18 protein-coding genes and 1 tRNA gene are annotated in these 17,974 nt (G+C 43.8%); 6 read left to right on the forward strand and 13 right to left on the reverse strand.

Annotated elements, in window-relative coordinates; all coding sequences use genetic code 11:
* Positions 1 to 145 precede the first annotated feature (145 nt).
* From BUB99_RS06990 to BUB99_RS07005, 4 genes are all read right to left on the reverse strand, one after another.
* Positions 146 to 222: transfer RNA gene (locus BUB99_RS06990), tRNA-Arg, on the reverse strand.
* Positions 223 to 499: 277 nt separating this feature from the next.
* Positions 500 to 3,436, reverse strand: coding sequence for a translation initiation factor IF-2 (gene infB / locus BUB99_RS06995; protein ID WP_073120906.1), 2,937 nt, complete (start codon positions 3,434 to 3,436; stop codon positions 500 to 502).
* Between the two features lie 37 nt (positions 3,437 to 3,473).
* The gene (nusA, locus tag BUB99_RS07000) at positions 3,474 to 4,718 is read right to left on the reverse strand and encodes a transcription termination factor NusA (RefSeq protein ID WP_073120908.1); all 1,245 of its coding nucleotides are present in this window, start codon (positions 4,716 to 4,718) and stop codon (positions 3,474 to 3,476) included.
* Positions 4,719 to 4,722: 4 nt separating this feature from the next.
* Positions 4,723 to 5,193, reverse strand: a complete 471-nt coding sequence (locus tag BUB99_RS07005) for a ribosome maturation factor RimP (protein WP_073120910.1) — start codon at positions 5,191 to 5,193, stop codon at positions 4,723 to 4,725.
* Positions 5,194 to 5,532: 339 nt separating this feature from the next.
* Here BUB99_RS07005 and BUB99_RS07010 point away from each other — a divergent pair, with 339 nt between their 5' ends.
* From BUB99_RS07010 to BUB99_RS07035, 6 genes are all read left to right on the forward strand, one after another.
* A complete protein-coding gene (locus tag BUB99_RS07010) occupies positions 5,533 to 5,967 on the forward strand; it encodes an SRPBCC domain-containing protein (protein ID WP_073120912.1) in 435 nt (144 codons plus the stop codon).
* A 94-nt stretch (positions 5,968 to 6,061) separates the two neighbouring features.
* Positions 6,062 to 7,342, forward strand: coding sequence for a sterol desaturase family protein (locus BUB99_RS07015; RefSeq protein ID WP_073120914.1), 1,281 nt, complete (start codon positions 6,062 to 6,064; stop codon positions 7,340 to 7,342).
* An 89-nt stretch (positions 7,343 to 7,431) separates the two neighbouring features.
* On the forward strand, positions 7,432 to 8,184 hold the full coding sequence (locus BUB99_RS07020) for an SDR family NAD(P)-dependent oxidoreductase (RefSeq protein ID WP_073120916.1): 753 nt from the start codon (positions 7,432 to 7,434) through the stop codon (positions 8,182 to 8,184).
* A gap of 2 nt (positions 8,185 to 8,186) precedes the next feature.
* Complete coding sequence (locus BUB99_RS07025) at positions 8,187 to 9,539, forward strand: deoxyguanosinetriphosphate triphosphohydrolase (RefSeq protein WP_317041710.1); 1,353 nt, start codon at positions 8,187 to 8,189, stop codon at positions 9,537 to 9,539.
* A 24-nt stretch (positions 9,540 to 9,563) separates the two neighbouring features.
* Positions 9,564 to 10,412: a hypothetical protein gene (locus BUB99_RS07030; protein WP_073120918.1), complete on the forward strand. Its 849-nt coding sequence runs from the start codon at positions 9,564 to 9,566 to the stop codon at positions 10,410 to 10,412.
* Between the two features lie 18 nt (positions 10,413 to 10,430).
* On the forward strand, positions 10,431 to 11,432 hold the full coding sequence (locus tag BUB99_RS07035; protein WP_139280934.1) for a glycosyltransferase: 1,002 nt from the start codon (positions 10,431 to 10,433) through the stop codon (positions 11,430 to 11,432).
* 73 nt (positions 11,433 to 11,505) lie between these two features.
* On the opposite strand, the gene BUB99_RS07040 is transcribed toward BUB99_RS07035, so the two are convergent.
* From BUB99_RS07040 to BUB99_RS07080, 9 genes are all read right to left on the reverse strand, one after another.
* Entirely contained in the window at positions 11,506 to 11,706 is a 201-nt protein-coding gene (locus tag BUB99_RS07040) for a hypothetical protein (RefSeq protein ID WP_073120921.1), read from the reverse strand.
* Between the two features lie 45 nt (positions 11,707 to 11,751).
* Positions 11,752 to 11,961, reverse strand: a complete 210-nt coding sequence (locus BUB99_RS07045) for a hypothetical protein (protein ID WP_073120923.1) — start codon at positions 11,959 to 11,961, stop codon at positions 11,752 to 11,754.
* Between the two features lie 123 nt (positions 11,962 to 12,084).
* Positions 12,085 to 12,555, reverse strand: coding sequence for a DUF4783 domain-containing protein (locus BUB99_RS07050; protein ID WP_073120925.1), 471 nt, complete (start codon positions 12,553 to 12,555; stop codon positions 12,085 to 12,087).
* Positions 12,556 to 12,668: 113 nt separating this feature from the next.
* A complete protein-coding gene (locus BUB99_RS07055; RefSeq protein WP_073120927.1) occupies positions 12,669 to 13,382 on the reverse strand; it encodes a 2-phosphosulfolactate phosphatase in 714 nt (237 codons plus the stop codon).
* Positions 13,383 to 13,386: 4 nt separating this feature from the next.
* Entirely contained in the window at positions 13,387 to 14,475 is a 1,089-nt protein-coding gene (gcvT, locus tag BUB99_RS07060) for a glycine cleavage system aminomethyltransferase GcvT (protein WP_073120929.1), read from the reverse strand.
* 72 nt (positions 14,476 to 14,547) lie between these two features.
* Positions 14,548 to 16,032 carry a 1-hydroxycarotenoid 3,4-desaturase CrtD gene (crtD, locus tag BUB99_RS07065; RefSeq protein WP_073120931.1) on the reverse strand — a complete coding sequence of 495 codons (1,485 nt, stop codon included), beginning with the start codon at positions 16,030 to 16,032 and terminating at the stop codon, positions 14,548 to 14,550.
* 99 nt (positions 16,033 to 16,131) lie between these two features.
* Positions 16,132 to 16,416 (reverse strand): hypothetical protein, encoded by a 285-nt coding sequence (locus BUB99_RS07070; RefSeq protein ID WP_073120933.1) that lies wholly within the window; start codon positions 16,414 to 16,416, stop codon positions 16,132 to 16,134.
* Positions 16,417 to 16,425: 9 nt separating this feature from the next.
* Positions 16,426 to 16,833, reverse strand: a complete 408-nt coding sequence (locus tag BUB99_RS07075) for a GNAT family N-acetyltransferase (protein WP_073120935.1) — start codon at positions 16,831 to 16,833, stop codon at positions 16,426 to 16,428.
* Positions 16,834 to 16,905: 72 nt separating this feature from the next.
* On the reverse strand, positions 16,906 to 17,961 hold the full coding sequence (locus BUB99_RS07080) for a sugar phosphate isomerase/epimerase family protein (RefSeq protein WP_073120937.1): 1,056 nt from the start codon (positions 17,959 to 17,961) through the stop codon (positions 16,906 to 16,908).
* Positions 17,962 to 17,974 lie beyond the last annotated feature (13 nt).

Consider the following 17,974-nt stretch of genomic DNA (forward strand, 5'->3'; position numbering starts at 1 on the left):
TCTGTTCAATAATCTTCGAACCAACCTATCCAGAAGCTTTGGATTACATTTGAAAATCTCGAGTTGTACTGTCACGTTGGTGGCTTCTATTAAACCAGGCTGCCTTAAAACAAAAAAGGGTCGAATTCAAATGAATCCAACCCTTTGGTGACCTTGTCAGGATTCAAACCTGAAACCTCCTGAGCCGTAATCAGGTGCTCTATTCAGTTGAGCTACAAGGCCATTTATTTTTAATGAACCAACGACCTAGGCCGCTTTCCATTTTTTCGAGGTGCAAATATACTTGCTCTATTAAAAACAATCTTTATTCTGTGATAAATTTTATCAGGAAACTTAAAATTGCTAATGAACCATAATGCTGTAGCACCATCCATCGGTTTTGTTTATCCATCCACCATAGTACAACCCATGGTTTATAAAACAACCCCACTACTATAGTAACAATCGCTAGGTAAAAAAAGAAGCTAGCCAAGTAATGGATTGCTTCCATGACTCCTTATTACAGCGAACGTTTAACCTCTCGCTGCTCATAGCCCTCTATCACATCGCCAATCTTGATGTCATTGAAGCCTTTGATACTGATACCACATTCGTAGCTATATTTCACTTCTTGAACATCATCTTTGAATCGCTTCAATTGACCAATCTGTCCTTCGTAGGTCACGATACCGTCTCTAATCAGTCTGATATTGTTAGCACGTTTCACATAACCATCCGTCACATAACATCCCGCTACTGTACCTACTTTAGATATCTTAAAGACATCTCTTACTTCGATATTACCGGTAATGATTTCCTCAACGGTTGGAGCCAATAGACCTTCCATCGCATCTTTCACGTCGTTGATCGCATCGTAAATGATAGAGTATAGTCTGATCTCGATTTCATCTTTCTCAGCAATCTTCTTCGCCCCACCAGATGGTCTCACTTGGAAACCAATGATGACTGCATCAGAAGCAGATGCTAATAATACATCCGATTCGGAAATCTGACCTACACCTTTGTGAATGATATTCACTTGTACTTCGCTCGTAGAGAGTTTCAAGAGTGAATCTGACAATGCCTCTACAGACCCATCCACATCACCTTTCACAATCACGTTCAACTCCTTAAATGATCCAATAGCCAAACGACGACCGATCTCATCCAAAGTAATATGTTTCTTCGTACGGATGCTTTGCTCTCTCACGATCTGCTCACGCTTGGTCGCGATCTCACGCGCCTCACGATCCGTATCCATGACGTTGAACTTGTCACCCGCTTGGGCTGCTCCATCCAATCCTAGCATCTGCAACGGAGTAGAAGGGCCTGCCTTTTTCAATTTTTTCCCTGTATGGTCGAACATCGCCTTGACCTTTCCGAAGAAAGAACCTGCTAAAACAACATCTCCTACATTCAAAGTACCTGACTGAACCATCATCGTCGTGACATATCCACGTCCTTTATCCAAAGTCGCTTCGATCACAGACCCTACAGCTTTCTTATTTGGATTAGCTGTCAATTCAAGCACTTCTGCTTCAAGCAATACTTTCTCCAACAGGTCTTCAATACCTTGCCCTGTCTTCGCAGAGATTTCTTGACACTGATATTTACCACCCCAGTCTTCGACCAAGATGTTGTTTTGAGAAAGTGCTTCTTTAATTTTATCTGGGTTAGCTTGAGGCTTATCCACCTTGTTGATCGCAATGATAATCGGCACACCTGCGACTTGCGCATGGTTGATCGCTTCCTTGGTCTGAGGCATAACGTCATCATCTGCCGCTACCACGATGATTACAATATCGGTAATCTTTGCTCCCCTAGCACGCATCGCGGTAAACGCTTCGTGACCCGGTGTATCAAGGAATGCAACACGCTTGCCCGATGAAGTCATTACGTCATAGGCACCAATATGCTGAGTAATCCCCCCTGCTTCGCCTTCGGTCACACTCGCATCCCGGATATAATCCAGCAATGAAGTCTTACCGTGATCGACGTGTCCCATAATCGTCACAATCGGAGCTCTATCTATAAGCGTACCTTCTTCATCCTCCTCTTCCGCAACGTCTACTTCATCGTCATGCGTCGTAAACTCAACCGCAAAACCGAATTCGTCCGCAATAATCGTGATCGACTCTGCATCCAAACGCTGGTTAATAGAGACGAACATCCCTAGAGACATACATGTGGAGATAATATCATTGACTGACACTCCTAACAAACTCGCCAAGTCATTTGCAGAGATAAACTCCGTCACTTTCAGTGTCTTAGAATCCTCCTGCTCTTGCAATAGCCTCTCTTCAGTAGCTTCGGCTACCGCACTACGCTTGTCCTTTCTATATTTTGATCGACTAACATTAGCGTTGGTCTTGCCTCCACTCAGCTTAGCGAGTGTAGCCTTGATCTTATCCTGAATCTCTTTATCGGTAAGCTCTTCCTTGACAACTTTTTTCTTGTCTCTACTGAACTTTCCACCACCACGCTGAGGACCTCCTCCTTGCCCTGGGCTACCGCCTCTTTGCTGTGGAGCGCCTGGCCCACCACCTGGCTGTGTCTTAGACCTACTGATACGTTTTCTAGGACGTTTTTTATCGCCATCCTTCTTGGCATCAGAGGATGCCACAGGCTTGTCTGATTTCTTTCTAGTCTCTGGCAATTCAATTTTACCAAGTACCTTCAGACCTCTTAATGAATCGGCTTTCGCAGCTATCGTTTTGTTTTCTTCAGGCGCAGCTTCCTCTGCTGGCTTTGGAGCACCCTCCTTAGTTGTTTCAGCAGCTGCTTTTGGAGTTTCAACTTTAGGTTCTTCCTCTTTCTTCTCCTCAGCTTTTGGTGGTTCCACCTTAGCCTCTTCTTTCTTCTCCTCGACTTTTGGTGCTTCCACCTTAGGCTCCTCTTTCTTCTCCTCGGCTTTTGGTGCTTCCACCTTAGGCTCCTCTTTCTTCTCTTCGACTTTTGGCGCTTCGGCCTTAGGCTCCTCTTTCTTCTTTTTGCCTTTATCCAAATCGATCTTTCCTACGACCTTGAACCCTTGAAGTTTCTCTGCACCTGAAAGAGTAGCAGGTTCTTCTTTCGGTTTTTCCTCCGCCTCAGGCTCTTCTTTTTTCACCTCTTCCTCCTTAGGAGCAACTGGTTCAGGCTTAGTATCGGCCGTATTATCTTTGATTAGGATTTCTTCTTCGCGTGATTTCTCCTCAGGGACAGAAGGAGACCCCGCCTTGATCACCACGTTTTCGGTAGATTTAGTACCTATCGTTAGCGTAGAAGCCTCTTCCTTTTCATTCGCCGAGTCGGCGTATTCTTTGGATAGTATATCGTATTGCTCAGACGATATCTTCGTGTTCGGGCTACGCTCCACCTCGAATCCTTTTTCATTCAAGAATTCAACGACCGTGTCTATTCCCACGTTCAGTTTTCGAGCCACTTGATTGAGACGAATCATTTTACCTTCTGCCATATGCTAATTTACTATCCTTCTATTCTTAATCCTTAACTTATTGTTCAAATTCCTGTTTTAGGATATCGAGTACCGCCTGAATTGTTTCTTCTTCTAGGTCAGTTCTTCTTTGAAGCTCTTCAACAGTCAAATTTAAAACACTCTTAGCAGTGTCCAAACCTATCTTTCTCAATTCCTCGATCACCCACTCTTCGATTTCGTCGGAGAATTCGGTCAATGCCACATCCTCGTCTTCTACACCGTCAAGTTCTCTGAACACGTCGATTTCCATATCTACCAGTCTACTCGCCAGCTTGATGTTTTGACCACCTTTACCGATTGCAAGAGATACTTGATCTGGTTTTAGATATACAGAAACTCTTTTACTTTCTTCCTCTATCTTAATAGAGGAAATCTTAGCTGGGCTAAGCGCTCTAGCTATATACAAATCCATGTTTTCAGTATAGTTGATCACATCGATATTCTCGTTTTGCAACTCACGCACTATACTGTGGATTCTTGATCCTTTCATTCCTACACAGGCACCTACTGGATCGATACGGTCATCATAAGACTCTACCGCTACTTTGGCCCTTTCTCCTGGTTCTCTAACTACTTTCTTGATCGTGATCAAACCATCGTATACCTCTGGTACTTCACTCTCAAAAAGTCTCTCCAGAAATGTTGGAGATATTCTTGATAAGATAATCCTAGGGTTGCCATTGACAATCTCTACACGATCAACGATCGAGCGTACCGAATCTCCTTTTCTATATCTATCCTTGTTGATTTGTTCTGATTTCGGGATCGTCAACTCATTGCCTTCACCATCGATCAAAAGCACTTCACGTCCCAATACCTGATACACCTCTCCGACGATAATTTCGCCTACGAGATCCTTGTACTTTTGGAACAGAATATCTTTTTCTAAATCCTTCACCTTTTGAATGAGGGTCTGACGTGCAGTCATCACCATTCTCCTACCAAAATCGATCAATTTCACCTCTTCGGCTACCTCTTCTCCGATTTCAAAATCAGGTTCTATCTTCTTAGCTTCGCTCAAGCTGATTTTATCATGATCCCAGATATCTTCAGAGTTATCGTCCACGATCTCTCTAAACCTCCATATCTCAAGGTCACCTTTATCGGCATTAATGATAATGTCAAAATTATCATCATATTCAAATTTCTTTCGGATCATCGTCTTGAATACGTCTTCCAGTATTCTGATCATGGTTGGTCGATCGACGTTTTTGCTTTTCGCAAAATCCGAAAATGATTCAATTAATATAGAACTATCCATCTTTTTATTTGAATGAAACTAGAACAATAGTTTTACTTATTTCACTAAACTTTATCTCCCTGTTTTCTACTACTTTTTTCTTCTTATCAGTAGTCACTACCAATGTAATGGCATCCTCGCTAACCTCAGTTAACTCTCCTTCTACCTGTGACTGATCATTCAGGTTTACACGAACAGACTTGCCAATGTTCTTGACATACTGTCGGTGCATTTTGAGTGGATGATCCAATCCTGGCGAAGAAACCTCCATCGTCAGTGGATCTTGCAAATCCAGCTCCTCATCTATGCGACGAGATATCGTTCTGCTAATCTTTGCACATACTTCGATCGGTACACCTTGATCCCCATCGATCAAAATAATCACTTTGCCCACTGCCGACGATCCTTTTTTGATGATATCAACAATAAAAAGATCCTTTTGATCTGCAATGCACTCCTGTGCCCAACCCTCTATATGTTTGACTGCCTCGTCCACTTATTATTTTTAGTATAAAAGAAGAGGGGACTGGTGTCCCCTCATTCCCTGAAAACGGTATTTCGATGCAAAAATAGCTTAATATTCCGTGAAATCAAATAAATAGTTCGATTATGAAATAAGGCTCTATGCTAAACTCTTCAGAGATTTTACTTCCAATAGAAGTTTTACCAAAACGAATGGTCTCGGTATCAATTTTGCTCGTACTTAGAGAGCAAGTCAATGAGCTTGGTAAGCAATAAATATTTACACGTAAGTAGCAGCTTGTATCCCGATAAAACACTATATTATATCTAGGACACCCAAAACTGCCTCTCGAAAAAATTCCCACTTACAGAAATGAAAGAAGTTAAAACAGACATCCTGATCACCGCACCTATCGAACTACTTTGGAAAATATTTACGGATTTCGACTCTTATAAAGACTGGAACACCGTCATGAGTATAGAAGGTCAAGCGCAACTTGGGGAGCATCTGAAACTATCTATCCAACTAGGTAACAAATTGTCAATCTTTAAAACAAAGGTCGTAGAAGTGAGTCACGAGCAGACATTCGAATGGACAGGTAACCTCGGCCACAAAAGGATATTTTCGGGTCAACACTACTTCCACTTTAAGCCCGAGGGAGAAGGTCAAACGCGTCTGACACATGGCGAACGATTCTCTGGCATCTTTAGTCATCCCATCGTCAAAAAAATAGAGACAGACACACGAAACAGCTTCGAAGCATTTAACCTCGCACTTAAAGAACACGCAGAAAACTTGGTCATTTAACATCTCTCCATTTATTATGCATGCCGAATAAACTTACGCTAGCTTCTTAATCAGACCCTCATTTTGTACATTTGGAGACTAATTAGCATGATTTATGACAACTTACGCCCAAGTTTTACTCATTGCTATCCCCATATTCATGGTACTGATGCTGATCGAGTGCATCTATGGATGGTTCATTAAAAAACAAACGTTTCGGAGTTTTGACACCATCGCTAGTCTCAGCTCTGGAATCACTAATCTAGTCAAAGACATCTTAGGGCTGACACTTATCATCGTTGGGTACAACTGGATGTACGAACATATTGCACTTACACACATCAAAGCCACTTGGCTGATCTACCTCATCAGCTTTATTCTCATAGATCTAGCGGGCTATCTGAAACACTACCTTTCTCACCGAGTCAATTACTTCTGGAACGAACACGTCATACATCACAGTAGCGAAGAGTTCAACCTAGCCTGTGCTCTGCGCCAGCCAATATCTAATGTATTCAGCATTGGTGCATTTTTATTGATACCAGCAGCCCTAATCGGTATGCCGCCAAAGGTGATCGCGACAATAGCTCCTATACATCTCTTTCTACAGTTTTGGTATCACACCCGTCATATAGGCAAACTCGGATGGCTCGAATACCTGATCGTTACTCCCTCTCAGCATCGGGTGCATCACGCCATCAACCCCATCTACCTAGACAAAAATATGGGGCAGATATTTCCATGGTGGGATCGACTATTCGGGACATTCCAAGAGGAACTCGAAGATGAGCCATGTTTCTATGGAATTAAAAAACCAGCAGAGACTTGGAATCCAGTCCTCATCAACTTCCAGCATTTCTGGCGCCTCGCGCAGGATGCATGGCGCACACATGATTGGAAAGCCAAATTCACCATTTGGTTTAAGCCCACAGGTTGGCGACCAGCGGATGTAACTCAGAAATACCCTATACATATCATCGATGATCCTCGTGAGCAGGTAAAACATGAAACAAATGCCTCACTAGCCATGCACATCTGGTCGTGGATACAACTAACTATCGGCCTTGCATTCTTAACCATGCTACTCATTCATTTTGAATCCATAGGTTTTCCTATGTTGTTTGTTTACGGGGGATTTATCGCCTTACACATCTTTGCTTACAGTATGCTGATGGATTTACATTCACTAGCACCATTCCTAGAGTTGGTTAAGTGCCTCACGGGACTTTATTGGATATGGGACACTGGCGATTGGTTTGGATTGAATGAAATCACTCCTCAAGGAATTTATCTGATATCCGCATATCTTTTGCTTTCACTTTTGGCAGTGTCCTATTTCGCAAATACCGAAACAAAACCAAGTACGCCACCAGTCAGACCAACTCAAATCGCCTAAGTGCTAATGCTTTGTAGCTTCGGATAGACTTATTGATCGGTTTTTGAATGATCCTTCCTAACTTCGGGGTTCGAAAGAACCTGAGAATAATGCGTAAAATAGCCTTTATAACAGGAGCAACATCTGGAATCGGCAAAGCCATAGCTGAAACACTGGCAGATGATTTCGCTCTAATACTATGTGGAAGAAGACAGGAGCGTCTAGACACCTTACAGCAAGCCCTAGAAAAGAAAACAGATGTGATCACCCTCTGCTTTGATGTTGGGATCAAAACCGAAGTGCAAGACGCCATCGCTACTCTACCCGAACCTTGGAAAAAAATAGATGCGCTGATTAATAACGCGGGTAACGCTCACGGACGAGCCCCATTACACGAAGGAGACATAGACGACTGGGAGGCCATGATAGACTCTAATCTCAAAGGTCTTCTTTACGTCACCCGAACGATTCTGCCCGACATGGTCACTAGAAATGCAGGGGACGTAATCAACATTTCTTCTATCGCCGGCAAAGAAGCGTATGAGAACGGAAACGTCTACTGCGCCACCAAGTTTGGCGTGGATGCCTTAACCAAAAGCATGAGACAGGAGCTCGTGACACACAATATACGGGTTATGTCCATCAATCCAGGACTCGTCCACACAGAATTCTCCAGTGTGCGCTTCAAAGGAGATGAAGACAAAGCAGAATCCGTATATCTAGGTATGGAACCACTACTCGCGCAAGATATTGCTGAAGTGGTTCAATTCGCACTGAACCGCCCTGCCCATGTCAACCTAGCCGATACCACAGTACTGGCTCGTGCGCAAGCCAGTGCGACCAAAGTCCATAAAAACAACTAAGGATGACCAAAATGAATTGGAAATCGCTGATGTCTGCACAGCGTTTGGGCGAAGCAAAAAAAGTCCCTTCTGTCACGGCCAACCAGCTAAGGAGTGCCTACGAAGCTGACTATGACCGCATCATTTTTAGCCGTCCTTTTAGAAACCTACAAGACAAGACGCAGGTATTTCCGCTACCCGATCAAGACTTTGTACACACCCGACTGACACATAGCCTAGAGGTATCCAGTGTAGGTCGTTCGCTGGGCAAAAATGTCGGTGCGAAAATACTCGAAAAGCACCCTGACTTGAATCACCTAAGCCCAAGCGACTTTGGTGCAGTCGTGGGTGCAGCGGCTCTTGCGCATGACGTGGGGAATCCGCCATTTGGACACTCTGGTGAGACTGCTATATCTGACATTTTCGCACATCATAGCCTATCCGAAACGCTCAAGTCCAAAATGACCACTGCAGAATGGCGTGATTTGACAAGTTTTGAAGGCAATGCTCAGGGATTTCGTCTGCTGACTAGAAATCAAAGACAAGGGTTGAAACTTACCATGGCTTCTCTAGCTGCATTTACCAAATATCCGTGCTACTCTTCTTTTGAGCAAAAAGAGAAGGGAAGAAAAAGCCAAAAAAAATACGGATACTTTCAGGCCGAGCAAGACATGTTCCGCGACATGGCACAAAGCGTTGGCCTGACTCAGTTGGACGACTATGTATGGGCACGACATCCTTTGGCTTTTTTGGTAGAGGCAGCCGATGACATATGTTACAGCATCATCGATCTGGAGGATGGCTTTGGACTGGGACTCGTTAGTTATACCGAAGCACGGGACTATTTAGCTCAGATACTAAAAGGTAAATACATGCCTGACAAGCTAGAAAAAATCCCTAGCGACAAAGAAAAAATCGGAGTGCTTCGTGCAGTAGCGATCCAAGTCCTAATCGAGGAAAGCACGCAGGTGTTTTTGGAGAACGAAGAAGCGATATTAGCAGGAACATTTGACCAAGCGCTAACAGACCTTATCCCATCAACTCCTGTTCTGCAAGAGATCAGTAACTTTTCGATCCAAAATCTCTACCAAAGTCGTCAGGTATTAGAAAAGGAAGCTGCAGGGTTTCAAGTAATCGATGGCCTACTAGAAATCTATATTCTAGCGGTGTATTACAAATACTACCAATCCGAATCCTACTCTGGTCGACACAAAAGCGCTTTCAAACTACTCCCCCAAGACACAATATACAAGCTCGATCATGAAGCAAATACGCCTTACGAATCTATGCTGCTCATTACTGATTTCATATCCGGAATGACAGACAGTTCTGCGATCAAACTGTTCAGGATTATCAAAGGAATTGATTTAAATTAGACGTAACGAACAAAGAGAAAAACCATGAATCAACACTGGCAGCGTTTCGCATACCCCGCTCTAGAAGACATTCGAGAAGCTCGTGACCAGAGTCATCAGGCTATCCAAAACGTCTCCGCAGTAGGTCGATCTTTTTTACCTCCAAGTGAACAGGACGAAAATGCGAACCTCGAATGGGACAACAAACTACAACGACTCGTGGGCAGGTGGGTGACTGGTGAACATACCTTTCGTTCATCCATCAGTATTCGAGACTTTATGGTATATCTGGTGAACGAGAATTTCGAAACGATCTCTTCTATCTCCATGCAAGGTGCCAAACAAACCGATATCATGGTCTGGCTAGAAAAGCAAATTGTCGATCTAGGAGCTGATTTCTCGAAAATAAATCTAGCCTACCCATACGAACTTCCAGCATATCCAACTGCAGCAGGAGCAGCCTTCGGTGTGAGCAATCCTATGGCCAGTGAAGAGCTCAGTCGACTCTATCACAATGCGGATTTGATGCTCCGTCACATTCTATCTAAAGAAAATAAAACCACGGAGATCAAATGTTGGCCTCACCATTTTGACATAGCAGGTTCTATTATACTACTAGACACTGGAGATCCCGAAACATCCAAACAAATCGGTGTAGGTATGTCTCCTGGAGATGAACACTATGACGAACCCTATTTCTACGTCTCCCCATGGCCCTATCCAGTCAAGGAACTGCCAGACATCTCTGCTACGCAAGGGCACTGGCACAGCAACAACTGGATCGGTGGAGTACTACGCTATTCGGAACTAAATCAGCACGATCTGATTCAAGATCAGATCAGAGTCATCAAGACATTCTATAGCACTACGATAGATATCCTTAAGAACCTTTAACCTTTTGAATCTACTTCATTGATCAAATACTCCGTCATCGTACCCGTCTATAATCGACCACAGGAAATGAAAGAACTGCTAGACAGTTTGGCTGTACAGCCTCGCTCGGATGTGGAGATTGTAATCGTAGAAGATGGCTCCTCCGACAAGTGTGATTTCCTTCTCGATCAATATGAATTGAACATTAGTTACTTTTTCAAACAAAACAGCGGGCCTGGTGATAGTCGCAATTTTGGGATGTCCAAAGCACAGGGCGAGTACTTCCTATTCTTTGACTCTGACTGCCTCATACCTCCAGACTATTTCGACAAGTTAGATAAGGGGATCAGAACTTATCAGCCAGATGCCTTCGGAGGGCCTGATGCAGCACATGAATCCTTCTCTGATGTGCAAAAAGCCATCAACTATGCTATGACCTCCTTCTTTACCACAGGAGGAATTCGTGGTGGCCAAAAACAATTAGACAAATACCAACCTCGCAGCTTCAACATGGGACTGACTCGTGAGGTATATGAACGTGTCGGCGGTTTTTCGGACATACACCCAGGAGAAGATCCTGACCTAAGTTTTCGTATCATGGCCGAAGGTTTTAACGTCATACTATTGCCAGAATTGATTGTCTATCACAAAAGGCGTATTGATTTTTCCAAGTTTGTCAAACAGGTGTACAAATTCGGAGTAGTTCGTGTGATTCTAAACAAGTGGTATCCCTACTCCAAAAAACTAGTGTATTTCTTACCCACTACCTTTCTAATTGGAGTCACAGGACTGCTACTACTCAGCATCGCATTCCCGGCATTTTTAATTGCTCCATTCATCTACAGTGGGCTGCTATGTCTAGATGCGCTTTCACGTGGCAACTCGCTTCGCGTAGCTGTCATGGCGGTTCCCGCCGCATGGATACAATTGTTGGGATACGGCTTTGGATTTCTAAAGTCTCTCTGGAAAGTAACTCTTTTAGGTCAACATGAACGCAGTGCCTTTCCTCATTTCTTTTTTGACAAAAAAAGCCTTGACTAAACAGTCAAGGCTTGTTATTGAAGCCGTTTTCCTATCGTCTACAGGAATCAAGCTATGAGAAAAATTATCTTAACTATTTTCGTATCACGAACTCTGTTTTCGCGACATTAAGCTCTTCTATTACTTTGTAGGCTAGGTGCTCCTTATCACTTGTGAACTCCATCAATATGGATAGTGAACTCGGGTCAGTACTAGCCGTTTTCAAAGCGCGGAAACTTGTCTTGCTACCATATTCGTATTGAGCAGTGGTTGTATTGTACCAGATAAGATGCATGGGATAGTGGTTTGGTGAGGTTAAAAAATGAATGATTAAATCGTATCAACTACTAGCCAAATACTCTTCCATTTCGTGGTTCACTAGGTTAAGCTGACGTAGCACCTTGCGTGCAAGGTTGGTTGAGTGCTGATTAAATTTCATCACGATAGCCAAAGACGAAGGCTCATTGACCTGAGACACTTCACTTATAAAATCCTGAGAGCTGCCGCAGTTGTATTTCTTACTTTCCGAATTGTACCAAATGATCTTCATAGGTTTTGCGTTTGAGTTTGATTCAAAGCAACACCAATCCTAAAAAAGAATCCTGCCAATAAAGTTAAATAAACTGCCAAAACTGATTTATTCACTCTATTGGCAGGAAATTGAAGGCTTAAACTAATCTTCGTTGAAATTGACCGTATCTACTACGTACTCACCATTGACTTTTTTCAGTAGTAGCACCACGCGGTAGCTCTTCGCTCTGGTGGTGTATATGCCGATATTATACTTGAGGCCTTCTGGCGAAGTGCCTTTGTGTATATACTCGAAACTGGTTGGTGGGTTTTGTTTGAAGAAATCTCGAAGCATAGGTTCTGCCTGTGCTCTACTATAGTTGGCGCCTACATCGTTAATCTTTACTTCTGTCACATGATTAAAATATTTGATCAACTCTTTGGCACTCCCTGCATTAAAAGCCTGATCCACATAATCCGTGGTAGTCTGTGCATGACTGCTGAGCGTAAAAAACAAAATAACAAATACACTTAGACAAAATCTAATTTGAAATACTGGTGATTTATAGCCTATAGCATTTGCTTTTATTGCTCTCACTGCCTCATGGCTTCCATGTAATAGATTCTTCATCATAGGGAAATTTCATCAGCTAATATAATGCCAATATAACGGATTCTTGATTTTATCACAGACACAAAAAAGGTGATAAGCGTATAGCAACTGTCCTTATCACCTTTTCCCAAAATCTACTTTACAGCGACCAAAGAAGTACCTTCCATCTTTGGCACCACGTCATACTCATCGATCTGAGTACAAAACCTGATATCCTTGGTAATGTTCAACTTGTTCAAACGCTTAGCATGCGCAGAGTCTGCTACAGTCTGTTGCAAATCATTTTTGACAGCCTCCCAGTACTTCAATGCCATGTGTGGCGTGTCACACCCCAGCGCATGAGTCGACTGGAGTCGCTCGATCAGCGCTCCTGCGTAGAGCGTATCCTCCATGTTCGTTTTACCTTTCCATCCAGCACAGTGCACGACGACATCTTTATTTTGCGTCTTGATATATTCTGCCACGCTGGTTAGGTTCAAGAAAGACCCTACCAAAATCTGATCTGCCACAGCAGATTTTTCGATCGCTACAGTACCATTCGTCGTGGTAATCACGATAGAAGCCCCTTTGATATTATCCTTCATGTAGTTAAACGGAGAGTTGTCCAACGGAAATCCTGCTATCTGCTCTCCTCCACGCTCTGCTGCACAGAGATAGCCTTCTTTGGTGAGGTACTCTTTGGCTACTTCCAGTTTTTCTACGGGAATAATCTCCTTAGCACCGTGCGCTAATGCGGTGGTCATCACAGATGTCGCTCTGAGAATATCCACCACGACTACAATTTTCCCTTCTAAATCATAGAGGTCTATCAGTTTCGGTGATAGACATACGTCAATACTATTACTCAATTTTCTACTGCTTATATAATGGAAGCTTCGTCACCTTAGCTTTTAATGATTTATTTCTCACTTGGATAAAAATCTCTGAATCAGCCTTATGATGTCCTACTGCGACATAACCCAAGCCAATACCAATATTCATCAAGGGCGACATGGTACCAGAAGTTACGTTTCCAATCACGTTTCCTGCTGCATCGGCAATCTCATATCCACCTCTAGGGATCCCTTTGTCTTCCATGATGAACCCTACCAATTTACGATCAACCCCCGACTCCTTTTGTAGAAGGAACGTGTCGCTGTTAGTGAACTCCTTGGTAAATTTAGTGATCCATCCTAGTCCAGCCTCTATCGGTGACGTGGTGTCATCGATATCATTGCCATAGAGACAAAATCCCATCTCCAGTCGGAGTGTATCGCGTGCCCCCAACCCAATTGGCTGAATATCAAAATCCTTCCCCGCTTCGAAGACTGCTTTCCAGAGTTTCTCTGCATCGGCATTTTTCACATAAAGCTCAAATCCTCCCGCGCCAGTATAGCCTGTAGCAGAAATAATAACCTCCGCTACATCGCCTATCTCACCAGTCATGAAGTGATAAAACTTAATATCCGAAAGATCAACTTCCGTGATCTTCTGTAGCGCTTCCACGGCCTTAGGTCCCTGCACTGCGAACAATGAATACTCGTCCGATGCATTGGTCATCTCTACACCCTTCGTATTGAACTGGCTGATCCAGTTCCAATCTTTTTCTATGTTAGAGGCGTTGACGACCAACATGTATTTCGTCTCTGACATACGATAGACGAGTAGATCATCCACGATACCTCCGTCTTGATTGGGCAGGCAGGAATATTGCGCTTGTCCGTCGACTATTTTTGAGGCATCATTGGTCGTGACCCGTTGGATGAGGTCGAGTGCTTCAGGTCCTTCCAAAAAGAACTCTCCCATATGGGACACATCAAATACGCCTACGCCTTGACGCACGCACAGATGTTCCGCCTTATCAGAGCTATATCTTACTGGCATGTTAAATCCTGCAAAAGGAACCATCTTTCCTCCTAAGGCAACATGCAAATCATTTAGGGTTATGTTTTTCACGTCCATGTTTGTCTCATTTTTAGACCGCAAATCTAATAGAATTCTGTAAGCCTCAGAATCGACAGTCTCAAAACAATCTCAGCGCTGCTTCAGCACTTGATCCATGATCTTCGCTGAGTTCAGACACATGGGTATCCCAGCACCAGGGTGCGCACTTCCTCCCACAAAATAGAGGTTTTTGACCTTCCTCGAGAAATTGGCATGACGAAGAAATGCCGCGAACATGCTATTGGAACTATTGCCATATACCGAGCCAAATGCACTAAACAAATCAGCCTCTATAGAGACAGGATCGATATGGTCTTCATACTTGATATGCGTTTCGATAGGCATACCCAGCATACGACTGAGTTTAGCTATCGCCGTAGTTCGTGCCTCTGCTACCATAGCTTTCCAGTCCTGGCCTTGGTTGTTGGGAGCTGTGATGAGTACGAACCAGTTTTCTTTTCCAACTGGTGCGTCACTCGGAACTACCTTGGAAGAGATGTAGAGATACAAAGAAGGGTCTTTGCTAATTTTATGATCCGAATAGATACTTCTAAATTCCTCTTTTTGATCCTCGGTAAAAAGCAAATTGTGCACATTGAGATCATCAAAGCACCTGTTCATCCCCCAAAAGAATGCAATCACCGAACTGGACTTAGGCTGAGACAACACATGCTTAGGTCCAGCGACCTTCGGCAACAAATATTTATAGGTCAGATAAACATCCATGTTACTCACCACAGTATCGTAGCGTATCGAGCGTCCTTGAACGATGACACCATTAGCCTTTCGGTTTTCTACTAGGATTTCGTCGACCTTTTGATTGAAATGAAAAGTCACGCCAATCTCTACCGCGAGTCGGTGTAGCGCCTCCACTATAGAATATATCCCTCGGTCTGGCATATACATACCTAACCCGATCTCTAGGTGCTGAATCACGTTGAGAGTCGCGGGCGCAACGAACGGATTAGCCCCTACATAGGTCGCATAGTTGTTGAACATCTTGACCAACTTGGGGTCTTTGAAGTGGTTGCGATTGGCACGGTCCATGGTCTTGAATGCTTCGATCTTAGAGAAACGAATCAATCCCAGCACGACGTTGTGATGCAAGATATCTTTGACACGATGAATAGATCGCTCGATAAACACTGGTCGGGTAATCGTATATTTTCGTTTGATGTTTTTGAGATACTTACGAAAGCGACGAGGCGTATCAATTGTTTTATTAGCTATCTCTTGGGAAAACCTATCAGTATCTGCATACGCCTGAATCACCGTGCCATCTTCATAAAAGTACTTGAACGGCTTCTCTAACAAAGTATAATCGAAGTAATCACGAGGATTTTTGCTATGGAGAGCAAACAGCTCGTCAATCAAATGAGGCAGTGTTACTATCGAAGGACCCATATCAAAGCGATAGCCCTGTGCAAACTGCTGTCTCATCTTGCCTCCTGGTGAGGCATTGGCTTCATAGACATCCACATGAAACCCTCTGGCCACTAACCGAATCGCCGAAGCAAGCCCTGCTATCCCTGCACCGATCACCACACTCCGCTGTGTTTCTTCTGCTTTTTTCACTGAGGACAAATTTGCACCCAGAGCCGATTAGTTCCAAGTAAACTGGCAGATAGTGCTGTAGGCTTTTATCCTTGGGGAGTCACCTGTATTAAGGAAAGTTTATTCCGCAAAAACCTCATAGTGCGTTACCGTGTCGGGGAAGTCTATCAAGTATTTTTTATCCTCGGGGTAGTATTTTGCTTTCTCAGGATCCTTCACATCCAAATTTTCCCAATAAGTCACCAGCCTAAAATAAGCATGGGCATCATCTATTCGACTCAGGAATGTCAATTTGATAAATCCATCTGCCTGTTTATAATCTGGTATGGCGCGAGCCTTCATAAATGCTGAGTACGCCTCCACGTATTCTACCTTCGTTTTCCCCTTCCAAATTCGCGCTATCATAATGTCACTTTAATGTTCGTCTCCGGCATAAATCCACATAGATTCTGTTTTGCCAGCCTTTTCAAACCCCATCTTTTGGTAAAAATCAATGGCTCTACCGTCAGCAGTAAGCATCTGCATATGAAAGCCCTTGTAGGTTTCGAGCATTCGACCTACGATCATCTGCCCAATCCCTTGGCCTTGATAGTCGGGATGCACGAGTAAATGCGGATAATATACTACCATAAAACCATCAGATATGGCATTACCCAGACCTATCAATCGCTCCTCCTCCCATGCGCTCACGACGCGATGCGAATGCGCAAGTGCCTGACACAGCTGCTCTGGCTTAGTGGCAGCACTCCATCCGTTGGCATTATAAAGTGCAATAATTTGTTCCTGAGGTAATTTTTTGGTCTCCCTGATCGTGATGTCCATACCTAATCTATTCTCCTACAAAACAGGAAAAGCACGATCTCGTGCTTTTCCTATCTTAAGCATTAATTCAAATCAATCCAGTCCTAAAATATTTCTCAATTCCTTTTCATCTGTGTCTTTCCCAGCAAAATCATCAAAAGTCTTTTCAGTCACTTCGATGATGTGATCGGCGATGAAAGGTGCGCCTTCTGCTGCCCCTTGCTCTGGTGACTTGATGCAGCACTCCCACTCTAGCACTGCCCACCCGTCATACCCATACTGACTTAACTTGCTAAAAATGCTTCTGAAATCTACCTGTCCATCCCCCAGCGATCTGAAACGCCCCGGTCTGTCTACCCAATCTTGATAGCCGCCATATACGCCTGATTTACCATTCGGATTGAACTCCGCATCCTTGACATGAAACATACGAATGTACTCATGGTAGAAATCGATATACTGTAAGTAATCCAGCTGCTGCAGAACAAAGTGACTCGGATCATATAAAATTTTCGCGCTGCTGTGGTTGCCCGTAGCAGCTAGGAATCGCTCGAAAGTCACCCCATCATGCAAATCTTCGCCTGGATGAATCTCATAGCAAACCTCCACACCACAGTCTTTGGCATGGTCAAGGATCGGTAGCCACCTGTCTGCCAGCTCTTTGAATCCTGCCTCCACTAATCCGGAAGGACGCTGTGGCCAAGGGTACACAGTATGAAAGAGCAATGAACCCGAAAAAGTACCCATCACATCTATCCCTAGATTTTGACTAGCAGATGCTGCTGACTTCATTTGGTCGATCGCCCATGCCGTACGTGCTTTTGGGTTGCCATGTACTTCTTTGGGAGCAAACCCATCGAACATGCTATCATAAGCTGGGTTCACAGCTACCAACTGTCCCTGGAGATGTGTCGATATCTCCGATATATCCAAGCCATATTTGGCCGCTGTACCTTTCAGTTCATCACAGTAGTCCTTGCTCTCTCCAGCTTTTTTGATGTCTATCAGTCGGGTGTCCCATGCGGGAATCTGCACCGCCTTGTATCCTAAGCTCGCTGCCCACTGGCACATATTATCTAGTGTATTGTATGGCGCTTCGTCTCCAGCAAACTGCGCTAAAAATATCGCTGGTCCTTTTATAGTTTTCATCGTTATCTCGTCT

It is taken from the genome of Reichenbachiella agariperforans, from assembly GCF_900142205.1.
GTDB classification, from domain to species: domain Bacteria; phylum Bacteroidota; class Bacteroidia; order Cytophagales; family Cyclobacteriaceae; genus Reichenbachiella; species Reichenbachiella agariperforans.